The sequence below is a fragment of the Bradyrhizobium sacchari genome (genome assembly GCF_002068095.1).
Taxonomy (GTDB): Bacteria; Pseudomonadota; Alphaproteobacteria; order Rhizobiales; family Xanthobacteraceae; genus Bradyrhizobium; species Bradyrhizobium sacchari.
This window is the reverse complement of record NZ_LWIG01000024.1, coordinates 48,996-61,104: the sequence shown is the minus strand read 5'-3', so window position 1 is coordinate 61,104 and position 12,109 is coordinate 48,996. Positions and strand designations below refer to the sequence as shown.

8 protein-coding genes are annotated in these 12,109 nt (G+C 57.7%); 7 read left to right on the top strand and 1 reads right to left on the bottom strand.

Annotated elements, in window-relative coordinates; translation table 11 throughout:
• On the top strand, positions 1 to 491 hold a 491-nt coding region (locus tag A5906_RS23940; RefSeq protein WP_136615459.1), incomplete at its 5' end, for a DDE-type integrase/transposase/recombinase.
• Between the two features lie 213 nt (positions 492 to 704).
• On the opposite strand, the gene A5906_RS42630 is transcribed toward A5906_RS23940, so the two are convergent.
• Complete coding sequence (locus A5906_RS42630; RefSeq protein ID WP_161495429.1) at positions 705 to 1,166, bottom strand: hypothetical protein; 462 nt, start codon at positions 1,164 to 1,166, stop codon at positions 705 to 707.
• A 1,757-nt stretch (positions 1,167 to 2,923) separates the two neighbouring features.
• Here A5906_RS42630 and A5906_RS23925 point away from each other — a divergent pair.
• The 6 genes from A5906_RS23925 to A5906_RS23895 all read left to right on the top strand — a co-directional run bounded on the left by A5906_RS23925 (position 2,924) and on the right by A5906_RS23895 (position 10,899).
• The gene (locus A5906_RS23925) at positions 2,924 to 4,018 is read left to right on the top strand and encodes a KamA family radical SAM protein (protein WP_080137750.1); all 1,095 of its coding nucleotides are present in this window, start codon (positions 2,924 to 2,926) and stop codon (positions 4,016 to 4,018) included.
• A 1,250-nt stretch (positions 4,019 to 5,268) separates the two neighbouring features.
• Complete coding sequence (locus A5906_RS23915; RefSeq protein ID WP_347337611.1) at positions 5,269 to 5,541, top strand: hypothetical protein; 273 nt, start codon at positions 5,269 to 5,271, stop codon at positions 5,539 to 5,541.
• Between the two features lie 1,661 nt (positions 5,542 to 7,202).
• Positions 7,203 to 7,586, top strand: coding sequence for a SufD family Fe-S cluster assembly protein (locus tag A5906_RS23910; protein ID WP_430642413.1), 384 nt, complete (start codon positions 7,203 to 7,205; stop codon positions 7,584 to 7,586).
• Positions 7,583 to 8,830, top strand: coding sequence for a cysteine desulfurase (locus A5906_RS23905; protein WP_080137749.1), 1,248 nt, complete (start codon positions 7,583 to 7,585; stop codon positions 8,828 to 8,830). The genes A5906_RS23910 and A5906_RS23905 overlap by 4 nt, the downstream gene beginning before the upstream one ends.
• Positions 8,831 to 9,506: 676 nt before the next feature.
• On the top strand, positions 9,507 to 10,025 hold the full coding sequence (locus tag A5906_RS42625; protein ID WP_161495428.1) for a nitrogenase component 1: 519 nt from the start codon (positions 9,507 to 9,509) through the stop codon (positions 10,023 to 10,025).
• A 13-nt stretch (positions 10,026 to 10,038) separates the two neighbouring features.
• The gene (locus A5906_RS23895) at positions 10,039 to 10,899 is read left to right on the top strand and encodes a MaoC/PaaZ C-terminal domain-containing protein (protein WP_080137747.1); all 861 of its coding nucleotides are present in this window, start codon (positions 10,039 to 10,041) and stop codon (positions 10,897 to 10,899) included.
• Positions 10,900 to 12,109 lie beyond the last annotated feature (1,210 nt).

The window sequence follows — 12,109 nt, the reverse complement described above, 5'->3', positions numbered from 1 at the left end:
GCAAGATCGGCCGCCGGCATGTCAAAACGCTGATGCGGCGGATGGGGATAGAAGCGCTCTACCGCCGGCCGCGTACCACCAAGCCCGGACCCGGGCACAAGGTCTATCCGTATCTGCTGCGCGGGATGCAGATCACACGCCAAAACCAGGTCCGGGCGATGGACATCACCTACATTCCGATGGCTCGCGGCTTCATCTATCTCGCACTGGTGCTCGATTGGTTCAGCCGCCGGGTGCTGTCGCGGCGCGTCGATCACGATGGAAGCCGCATTCTGCGTCAAGACGCTGGAGGACGCTCTGCTCGCCACGGCAAGCCGGACATTTTCAACACCGACCAGGGCTCGCAGTTCACGGGCGCCGCGTTCACCGGCGTGCTCGCCAGTCATGGCATCGCCATCAGCATGGACGGCCGGGGCGCCTGGCGCGACAACGTCTTCGTCGAGCGTCTGGGGCGCAGCGTCAAATACGAGGAGGTCTATCTGCGCGCCTAGGAAACCGTGTCCGACGCCCGCGCCTCGATCGGCCGATAGCTTGACTTTTACAACGGCCGGCGTCCCCACTCGCGTTTTGACAGCGCCACCCCGGATCAAGCTTACTTCAACCCGCTGCCGTTCCGCGCGGCAGCCTAACTCTGGTAGAAGCTCCACTTATCGACGCGGAATTGCTGTTCAGACAACCGAAGCGACCTGAGGGATGGCTCAAAATTAGTATGATGTGCAAGAGCGAATCGCTTTGTATCGGTCTTTATCGCTGCGATCGAGATGAAGGGAAAGCCGAGTGTTGCACGCCCCGGAAGCGACGCTGATGGACATTTTCAGACGGTCGAGGCGGAGGCGTGCTTGTTTAAATGCGACCCAGGTCGCGATCGCCAAGTAGTCCAGCTCGGCGCCGCAGGCTTTGCCCTCGTTGCTACCACCTGACGCGCCGATCGCATCTATGGACCTCACCACACACTCATTGGAGTGGACCCATGTCAGCGCCGGAATCCCGACGGGCTTCTGTGTAAAGCCGCCGGGTATACGCGCCTTGACACTGCGATGATTGGGCACCTCGGCGCTCAAACGCGCGACTTGTCGCAGCGGTGACCGGTTTTGTCGGCTATCGAACGTGGCCATGGAAAAAAACATCGAATACGCAGTGTTCAGGGTGACGCGGATTCTGCTCACTGCGACCGTCGTGAGAGCGACGCCAGAGCAACGACCCGTTCGGGCGACGTTGCGGATCGCGCGCATGTTATTTGTGAGGTGATATGCAGGGCGGCCGCTTGTCTTGATCTTCCCGATTCCCTGCGGATGCTCGCAGATAACCTCTGGGCTCTGAGCTTCGTCGCATCTGACCTCACTGCGACAGAGAGGGCCACCGAAGCCGACATGCGGCCTTGGTGCGGGGCATCCACTGGAACGATCTACGAAACGACACCCTCCGATTGTTCGCGTTCATCCCGAGACCGGCGAACGCATGCTATCGCTCGGTCCTTCCGTGAACAACTTCGTCGGCCTGCAGCGTTATCCCAGCCAAAGACTGTTTGAACGGCTGCAATCCTATCTCATTGCGCCCCGGAACACCCTGTGCTGGAACGGGAAATCGGGCCGTCGTAATCTGGCACAATCGCGCGACTGAGCCGTGTCCTGTCAAGGAAACCGGCAGTCCTCACTGCGCCATAGACCAGCTTGCGATTGACGACCGCGTACGGCACAAGAGGCCAAAAACAAGGGCCGCAAAGGCTGCCTGACATTGTCCGCACCTCCCAGATTTCATAAGGCGCCTGGAGACCAAAAACTAAGTTGCAGCCCTGCAATGTCGAGCGGAGCCCGTCTTAGAGGCTTATCGCGCCAGGGCCGGCTAACCAGCGCGGGCAATCTGCTTCTTTTTCTTGTCCCTAAGGCTTTCTGAAAAGGCGCGAGCAGGCGGGGCTATTCTCGTGCGAGAGCCGGGTACAATACGAGCCGGCTCTTGCCTATAGGTGGCGGGCATTGAAAAGCTGGAGCGGATCGAGCTTGGCGATGGTCGAGGCGCTATTCAACCTAAAGAGGCTCGCACACTGATATCACTTATGAATGTCGGCCAGGCACACCAGGTCCTAATTCCGATGAAGGCCATTCAAGGTGTCCTTCGCTATTGGGATGGCGCTCACCCCGATTTTGAGGAGGCGACGGTTGCGTGTTTGTACAGGCAGAAAGGCGTGAGCGCGCTTGTCGCACATATTAGGCATGCTGCGCGTTCGCGGGAGCCTGTCGCGATCAAAGGGATTGTATCCGCAAGGACGGACGGTACATTCTCAGAAGTGAGCATGCTCAGGGTGCGTCCGATGAGATCCCAGGGGCATCGACGGTTCTGGCTGGGGACTTACCGCAGCAGTTCTTTGACTGTGGCGAATGCCATCTCAATCGGGTTGAGAGCGCGGCGTAGGGCGGCAGGAAGAGTAGGTGCGCCGGAGCCTGCTATGAGGCCCGCGGCCTCTTCGTTGTTCTGGGTCGATACATTGTGCGGATCACGCGCGCAGCACGGGGAGGAGGATTTGCTCGACATAGGCCAGGAAGCACTCGCCAATGATTGGCCCGTCTAGCACGAAAGATGCAATCACCCCTCGGGTGAGACCCGCAAAGAACCTCGTCGTCTTCCAATGGCCGTTCGGCACGGCACGTGTGCTGACGTCGGCCCCAGGCGTCACGACGCGCCATAACGGACCCTTGCGATTCAATTTGATCTCAACACGTTCTAGCCGCTGCGACTTAGGCTCCGTATCGCGCTGCTACCCTCGGGCGCGCCGCCATCTGGCGAGTACCAGGGACGCCTTTCTCAACTCTCGAGTCTGATAAGTCCTCACCACATTAGGTAGGTATCGATCCACTGTTGATGCTGTATTGTAGACGAGGAAGGTCGCATGAATCAAACGCGCTGATACGGCAGGACGAGGTGTGCAATGGAAACAGCAGCTAATCCGCTGAATTGCAGAGCACACGTGTTGAAGTTCATTGAAGAAAGCTGCGTCGTTAGCGAGAGTGAACTGCAAGTCAACAACATCACACCTTATCATGTCACAAAGTTTTATCGCGAACAGATCATCAAAAGCGGTTACTACGATCAGCTGAAGTACATTGTCGAGCCCTCAATCAAGGAGTTCGAAAGCCGAGGCACCTTAGATACGAGCGGCGAGCACGATAACACGGTCGTGCCGGGGCTCCAGCACAAGTACGCGCAGACTGGTTTGTTGCTGGTGACGGAGCGCTGCGGCTCATATTGCCGTTACTGTTTTCGCAAGCGCATTGTGGGCAGGGTTTCGGACGAAATCGCACCGGACTTCCACCAGGCCGCGCAATATATTGCGCGTCATCCTGAGATGACGAACGTACTCCTTTCCGGAGGCGACCCGTTCGTGCTCAGGACCGCTAATCTGAACAAGATCGTTGACCACCTGCTGCCAATAAATCATTTGAATTCGATCAGGTTTGGCACAAAAATGCTGGCCTATGAGCCAAGGCGGTTCGAAGATTCCGCTCTACCAGCGCTATTCCAGCGTATCCACAAGGCGGGTAAAACCCCAATCATCGTCACTCACTTCGATCACCTAGGGGAGATCTCATCCGACGCGGAGCACAAAGTTCGCACTTTGCGAGCACAGGGCGTGCAATTCCTTAATCAGTCCGTGCTTCTCGCCAAAGTCAACGATGATCCCGAAATACTGGCCGCGACCTTCGCCAAATGCCACGAAATCGGAGTGCGACCTTACTATTTATTTCAAGCAAGGCCGGTGAAGGGTGCATCGCACTTCCAAGTCGCACTTTGGCGCGGACTAGAAATTGTACGCGGCATCAACCAACGTCTGAGCGGGATCGAGAAGACATTCAAATACATCATGTCCCATTACACAGGAAAAATAGAGATATTGGATTTAGGGCAGGATGGCCGCCTGTATATGCGATACCACCAGAATAAAGTTCCCGAGAAGATCGGTAAGATCTTTTCCCGACCGCACGTCGCGCCAGCCTGTTGGCTTGATGATCTGCCCGCACAATGAGATCTACTCCACACTCTCCAGCCCACGAACTCGGAGGGCGTACGGTGCCCTGCCGCCTCTCGAAGCGCATTCAAGTTGAGCCGCTGGAAGCGCACCCTGGTCTCAACGTAGTGAGGTTCGGATGCCGCTCGATTGTCCGCTGCACTGGCCCTAAGGACCTGTGGAGCTCCCTATTCCTGCATTGACAGGGAGGTAAGCTCTATGCCCTTGGAGTGGGCGTGGGCTCAGATCATTTCGAAAAAACCTGCTTCAAGCGGCCCTCAATAGGTTTACGCGAGCGGCGTAAGGGTTCATTTCAAGATACTGGTCTTATATCGGGCCGCTCTGCGGGGCTCTAAGCGGCACCGTGCTGGCGCGACATCCGTTCGAGCAGGCGGTTCACGGGACGCTCGCCTACTATGCCTTTCTGGATATCCATTGGCGGAAGATTCGAACGAACAATCCGCTCGAGCGCATCATGAAGGAGATCCGGTGACGAACCCGTGTCGTCGGCGCCTTCCCCGACGGTCAATCCTGTCTCAACTTGGCGGCGGCCCGGCTGCGGCACATTGTCGGAACGGCGTGGTCGACCAAATGCTACATGAACATGCGAACGCTCTATCAACCACAACTCTCTGAAACCGGAGCGGTCGCCTGATCAAAAGTGCGAAAGATTCTGGACAGTACCCCTGAAAGGAGTTGCCGGACTTCCTTCGAGGATCAGATGACGGGGGCGGTCCTTGACCTCGATTGCGGGTCATGCCCGGCGCGCCGGGCTTGACTGATTAACTCGATTAGAATGCGGAACTTTGGTCGGGATGACAGCTGTGATCAGGAGTAGTGCCATGATCTTCTTCGGTGCTGCTAACTCAGGAGGTGCTCCCGCGCTCGAGCTGGGTGCACAGCATCTACTCAGAACGTGAACTGGATCGCGCGCGCGGGCCATCTGCGTCATCGACATCATTTGTCGGGTTCACGACATCGAATACATAGCCGATCATTTATGGTGCGCCACGAGCGGACACGCTCGACCGCAAGGCACAGCGTAGCGCGGACAAGATCATCAGACTATCGAACGAGTTGCCCGAGTATGTCGGTAGTCTTCGCGACAAAAACACCAGACTTGAGGGCGCGCGTCCGTTCTTCATCGTATGAAATGCAACCGTAAGTAAAGACTCTCGTTTCCATCGCCGTCCACTTGGATGATATTGATGTCGTAAATTTCGCTGTTCAGTGCGGTCATTGCGCCGCTCCATTGGAGGAGACCTTCTATGCTCAACTCCGAAACCACCGCCTGTCTCCGTCGAATTCTGGATGAAGTTTGCCAGGGGGTGCCGCGTGACGAGACCGGCATCCGAGCGCACGTCGCGTCCAAAATTCTAGAAGCCGCCGATCGCGGCGAGACGTCCGTCGAAGTTCTCAGACAAGTTGGGCAGAACGCCTTGACCAGTGCTCCCTCGATGTGGCTACAGCAAGGTTCTCGTCGATCTTCATCCGAAAGTAGCGGTGCCGGCGAACCTACCGGCTCAACCAAACAGGATTAAGCGCGCCGATCCGAATTCCATCAGCAAAGAGTCCGCGAACTGGACCATTCTGGGAGCGCCCCGTCGTGGAAGCTGACCCGGAACGGCTAAGCGCGCGAAACGGCATTTGTCGTAAACGGAATCAATTCACGGGTTGGCCGGCCGATATCGCGAAGAGGGATCATAGTGGGATCGGGCGATTGACCAAGCAACCCGCAAAGAACCCGGGCGATTTGGTGCGTAGAGACGACGTCGACCAGCGCAAGTTCGAGTAAACACTTCTAGCTCGTGGGACGGGCGTGCGCCGGAGACTGAAGGCAAAAATATCAGGCCTTGCGATGCCGCGTCGACGGATTAGAACCATTGAACAACCTGTCGCGAGCTGTCACTCTGGCCGGTCGGGATCCTCCGACTGCTACATGCGGCGCGGTGCTGACTTCGAATCAGTATCGCGCGGAGAGTGCTGGACACTCGCTAGAACTTCGGCAGACGTGCCCTGCACGAAGGCGCGTGGCGATCGAGAAGGGGCGAGGTGACACAATGCGGAGCGGCTGCCCCTGATCAGCGAGCCGACCCGGAGCAGGCGAACGGAAAGGGCGAGAAGATCGGCAAAGCGTCGGCTGCTTGCATCGCAGATCCGGTGGACGGCGGCGATTAGTTCGGACTTCGCTCTGGTTTGTCGCATAGCTTTGCGTCATCCAGCATCTTTGACGAACAAGTGCGTCAAGACGGTTGCGTCGTTGGTCGCGCATGAACAAGCGCTGGGAAGCGGGCAGGTGACGAGCGATCAGCAATCAGTTCGCGCGTATGCAACGGGCTGACCGTTCCCGCGGCATGATTGCGCGTGAACCACAGGTGGCTGTCTGCTTCAGAGTATCGAAGCTACGCCAGGCAGCTTGACGATGCTCAGGCCCACCAAGGGGATGGGCCACCCCTCTCCGCCGCCGTCGCTTATCACGCTTGCGCTTGAGGGAGGCGAGCGACGGCGGCTCCGAGGGGATGGCTCGGCCGAACCCCATGATCGAATTTGCTGAATTTGACGCACATAACCTGGCTACCGCGCAGCTCTGGCAAATAACATTGCGCCTGTCCTAGTACTCTCGAGTCCAATATCCCCACCACACCAGGTAGGGCACCTATCCTCTGGCGATGCTGTATTGTATCATGAGCAGTTCCAAGCAAGGCTGGTACGAGAGCATTGCATTGTCAGGTTGCATTGGGCCGAGAAACAGAAATTGCGGTGCCTCGTCGAACCAGCGTCTCCGTTATTGAGAAGACAGTCAAATACATCATGCCTCACTACACGCGAAAGATAGAGATATTTGAATCAAGAGGCGATAGCCGCGCGTATGTTCAAAACAGCCGCAACAAGGTTCTCGATGGAAAGATGTTCTCTCGACCGACGGAGCGGCCGCTTGTCCGTTAGCTAATCTGCCCGAACGATGACGTCTGCACGCAAGCCAACGCACAAACTTGGCGTGAGTGCCGTGCGCCGCCGCCCTGCAAAGCCGTTAAGCTTGATGGTCGGCGGTACTCCTCTTCTAAACCTAGGAAGGCTCAGATGCCGATCGACTATCCCGCCGCACTGAACTTAAGAACCTGTTGAGTTTCTTATTCCTGGACTGACCGGGAGGTAATGCTCGAGACAGCCAGCGCGGTGGCAGCTCGCTGGCTGATTGATCATGCCTCGCCGCATTGCACGAGCGAAGAGAATTTCCGCTTCGTGGTGGAGATCGCGGTCATCCCAGGGACGCATCATCGTAAACGGTCAGAAATCAAAGTGCACGATCATTATGAGGGCTCTGCTCCTGTCTGGCGCGAAGGCCGATAACAAGCCGGAGCTGCAAATCTTAGCGGATGATGTCAACTGCGGCCATGCCGCGAATTCAGAGGCGCTCGACGAGTGCCCCTTGTTCTATCTGCGCGTGCGCGGCCTGCCTGAGCAGAACGTGCAGGCGCAGTTGTTCCAGGCATTCCTCGGCGAGGCAATCGTGGAGATCGCAGGCGCTGGTCTACGCGAGTTCGTGACCGCGCAGGTTGCATGCTGGCTGGAGATGCGGCGATGAGCACGCATTCGGCCGTTCGCAATGACAGTTACGACGTGGTGCGCGTTCGCGAGGATTTTCCGGCGCTTGCCATGCGGGTGTATGGTAAACAGTTCGTCTATCTCGACAATGCTGCCTCGGCCCAGAAACCCAGGGCGGTACTCGACCGCCTCATGCAGGTCTATACTAGTGAATACGCCAATGTGCATCGCGGCCTGCCCTACCTGACCAATGCCGTCACCGAAGCCTATGAGGGAGCGCGGACCAAGGTGGCGCAGTTCGTCAACGCCCGCCGCTCAGACGAGATTATCTTCACACGCAACGCCACAGAGGCGATCAACCTCGTAGCCTACTCCTATGGGCAGCCAAATATCGGCAAGGGGGACGAGATCGTGCTCTCGATCATGGAGCACCACTCCAACATCGTGCCGTGGCATTTGCTCAGAGAGCGCTATGGCGTCGTGATCAAATGGGCTCCGGTTGACCATGACGGAAATTTTCTGCTCGAGGAGCTCGAAAAGCTCCTCACGCCACGCACCAAGCTGGTCGCGATCACGCATATGTCGAACGCGCTTGGCACTGTGGTGCCGGTCAAGGACGTGGTCAAGCTGGTGCACGCCCGCGGCATCAGGGTGCTGGTGGATGGCGGGCAGGGCGCCGTGCACCTGCCGGTCGACGTGCAAGACATCGGTTGCGATTTCTACGTCTTCACTGGTCATAAGCTCTATGGACCTACCGGGATCGGTGTGCTCTATGGCACGCATGACTTACTGGCTGCGATGCCGCCCTTCAATGGCGGTGGTGAGATGATACGGGAGGTGGCGGAGGACTGGGTCAGCTATGGTGATCCACCGCACAAATTCGAGGCCGGCACGCCGCCGGTAGTCCCGGCGATTGGTCTGGGGGCCGCCATCGACTATGTCAACTCGATCGACAAGGCGCGTATCGCCGCACATCAGCAGGATCTCGTCGACTATGCGCAAGAGCGCTTGCGTGAAATCAAGTCGCTGCGGCTGATCGGCACGCCAAAGGACAAGGGGCCGCTGATCTCCTTCGAGCTGACGGGCGCCCATCCCCACGATGTCGCAACGATCATCCACCGTCAGGGGATTGCGGTGCGCGCCGGCACGCATTGCGCGATGCCGCTGATGAAGCGCTTCGGTGTGCCGGCAACATGCCGTGCTTCATTGGCGCTCTACAACACGCATGCAGACATTGATGCACTCGCGCGGGCTCTTATTGCGGTCCATGAATTGCTCGCATAAACGGGCGGCAGCGGCCACAAGCGATAATGGATGCTTTCGTCGCATCGCCGCACCAATGCGTGAGATCCTCATAGCATGCGGCTTCTGCCGGCGCGGCTGAGGTGGTTCCTTGGGCGACCAAGAACGAGGGCCTGCGCGCAGGAGGACAAGCGGGGCGTTGGTAATGCGAGCGAGCGATATCGAGATTCGGGCGGGCTGGATCTTTCACGATCATCCCGACCACGGTTGCGTTTTCAATCCGCTAGACCGTGTTCGCGATCATGCGTGCTCCGACGTGGTGGTCTTGGTGCGGCAATGGAGATTTCGGGGCCGTTAGCTCTCTGGCGTAGCGCGTCAACGCATCAGCTCGTGCGGCCGGTTGGAATCATTCGGTATCCGGCAGTCGATGACACAGCATCCAGCGGGCGCGCGCCAAGCCCGCAAGGTTACCGCTTTGTCGTGCAATTTCAGCGGTGCAATAGCAGGCGCGTTCGTCGTTATGTTCTATCGAACGGGCGCAAGCGAGGTCTATCCCTGGAAAAGCTTGCGATGTGGGATTTGCAACACAGGCCGGCTGGCCTTGCCGAATACTCTATGTATTTACAACCGCACTGATTTTCGCGCTTGCACGCGGCTGGCACGATCATTGCTGGACTTGTTGGCTGAGTACCGTCTCGCTAACTCTAAAGATATCAGCATGAGCTTCGCCACGACCAAGAGCATCGAAGGGATCAATGCCCGCAATAAGGATCTCATCCAGGAGGTGCTGACGCTCTATCCGGAAAAGACCACTAAGCGGCGCGCCAAGCACCTGAACGTTTATGGGGCAGGGAGGTCGGTTTCCGGAGTAAAGTCAAATCTCAAATCCATCCTCGGCGTGATGACGATCGGCGGCTGCGCCTATGCGGACTCAAAGAGCGTGGTCTGGCGGCCAATCAAGGACATGCTCCATATCAGCTATGGTCCGGTGAGGTGTGGCCAGTATTCCTGGGGGCGCGGCGCAACTATTACGCCGGCACGACTTTATCGATACGTCCGTGACATTCCAGTTTATGTCCGAATTCCAGAAAAGGATATCGTCTTCGGTGGCAACAAGAAGCTCGTCAAGCTCATCGACGAGCTCCGGAAGGAGAAGGGCGAGATCGCAGCCCAACAGAACTTACTCTCAACAGAGCCGCCGCGTCTCCCGCCTCGCGCCAAGAAGGAACGGAAATAAGGGAAGATTCCCGATGCCGATCGACTATCCCAAGGTACTCGATCTCAAGACCGAAGCCGCTCCCTACTCATGGAGCGATCGCGAGGTGATGCTCTATGCGCTTGGTATCGGGATGGGCTCCGATCCTCTGAACGAAAAAGAGCTACAGTTTGTCAACGAGGCATATGCAACGCCGAAGGCGCTGAAGGTGGTCCCGAGCTTTGCTTCAGTCTGCGTCTGGGGGGCGCGCCCCGGAGTGATCGACCTCAACCATGTCATGCTCCTTGATGGCGAACATGACATCACATTTCACAAGCCGATTCCTGCAGAGGCCAGCGCTACTGCGGATGCACGTGTGCGCGGCGTGTACGACAAGGGTAAGGAGAAAGGCGCAATCATTCAGAATGAAGTCGTCGTGAAGGATGATAAGTGTGATAAGATCGTCACAATTGTTTCGTCGATCTTTGCGAGGGGCGACGGCGGCTTTGGCGGCCCATCGGAGGGAGCACCCGAGCCGCACCAAGTGCCACGCCGAGAGCCGGACAGATCAATCGACATCCCGATCCGGCCCGACCAAGCCTTGATCTATCGTCTGTTGGGTGATCGAAATCCCTTACACAGTGATCCGGAATTCGCGCATCGGGCCGGTTTCCCCAAGCCCATTCTCCACGGCATGTGCACCTATGGACTGACCTGCCGGGCCCTGTTGCAAACGTATGCCGACTACGATCCCTCTGCCTTCCATCGTCATCGCGTCCGGTTTTCTGCCCCGCTGTTCCCGGGCGAGATAATTACGGTCAACCTCTGGAAGGACGGCAATTCGATTTCGTTCGAAGCTCATGTTCGAGACCGCCAAGTTACCGTCGCAAAGCATGGGCAGACGGTGTTGATCTGAGCCCTTCCGGACGCGGTTCTCCTCAAATGGACGTCGCCGCCCTCGCCGGCTCGATGAGCTGGGCGCCTGACTGAGCTTGACCTGGTGGGCCTACTCTGGTTGGCGGCATCGCGCCGCGAGGCAATCGTCTGCGCAACCTGATACGCTTGAAAGCCGCCACCCTGAAAGCCGTCTATTCCGATGCGCGCTTCTGGCGAATTGCGGCGTTATCAGCGACCAGCGTCGGGTCTGCGTGGGCAGTGCAGTTCCTTTGGCGGCGGCTTGGGTTTGTGGTGTCGAACGGGTGGACTGAGCAAGACTACTTCCGACCTGAGCTCGTCGGGCGCGCGAGCGGCGCATTGAAGATCCTGCAATGTGGCTTCGCCCGGTCGGGCAGTACGGAACGGGACTGATACTGGAGCAGTCGCCTCTCGAGGCTGGGCATTCTCCCTTGATCCGCGACCAGATCGCTTTCGGAGTAGACGCTTTGCTGCAATTCGCCTCGCTGGCCTCGTTTCCGTGCCGTGGTTGGGAGTCCTGAAACGGAAAGCAGGGAATGGGCCGCATCTCAATTTGTGGACGGCTGTGCGCGAAAGGAGACTTCTTCGAGACTTTATTGGGCAACCGGCATGGCTGCGTGGATATCCAAATCGAGTAAAGTCTAATTCTCATGGAACGGCCCTTTGGGCCGCGCTGGAACGGAAGAGAACAATGATGAAGAAGACCACTCACGCGCGTACATGGCCACCTGCGTGCCGCCGGGGCGCAATCACCGAACACAATGCGGTCAAGTCCGACACCCTCAATCGCTGCTTTGAGCGTTGAGATGTTTGTCGACAGAAATCCAACTGTTAGATACTTAATCGAATATGTTAGCCGCCGGTTGAGCCGCGCACGACCTACCAATAGAATGCCAAACAAAAGGACTTCACGGCGGTGGCAAGACTTGAAGAGGAACTCCCCCGCTGACATTTCTGCTTGCCGGTTTGCGCGACAGTTGGCCATTAAGACCAATGTCTAGCTATTTGGCTTTCGCAAATCGGGCAGACTGCGGTATTTGTCGACCCGTCGCGAGGATCTCGCGCCACCATGACATTTGTGCCGCTGAAAGACATGGCATCACGTTACCGAACCGCTGGCCTGTGGCAGAGTGTGGCCGAGGCGCTGCAGCGGGAGATCATCTTCGGCCGGCTGCAGCCGCGAGAGCGGCTGGTTGAGGACGAAATCATCG

Coding starts and splice junctions, on each gene's coding strand:
- A5906_RS23925 (WP_080137750.1), top strand. CDS start 2,924: ATGGAAACAGCAGCTAATCCGCTGAATTGCAGAGCACACGTGTTGAAG.
- A5906_RS23915 (WP_347337611.1), top strand. CDS start 5,269: ATGCTCAACTCCGAAACCACCGCCTGTCTCCGTCGAATTCTGGATGAA.
- A5906_RS23910 (WP_430642413.1), top strand. CDS start 7,203: ATGCCTCGCCGCATTGCACGAGCGAAGAGAATTTCCGCTTCGTGGTGG.
- A5906_RS23905 (WP_080137749.1), top strand. CDS start 7,583: ATGAGCACGCATTCGGCCGTTCGCAATGACAGTTACGACGTGGTGCGC.
- A5906_RS42625 (WP_161495428.1), top strand. CDS start 9,507: ATGAGCTTCGCCACGACCAAGAGCATCGAAGGGATCAATGCCCGCAAT.
- A5906_RS23895 (WP_080137747.1), top strand. CDS start 10,039: ATGCCGATCGACTATCCCAAGGTACTCGATCTCAAGACCGAAGCCGCT.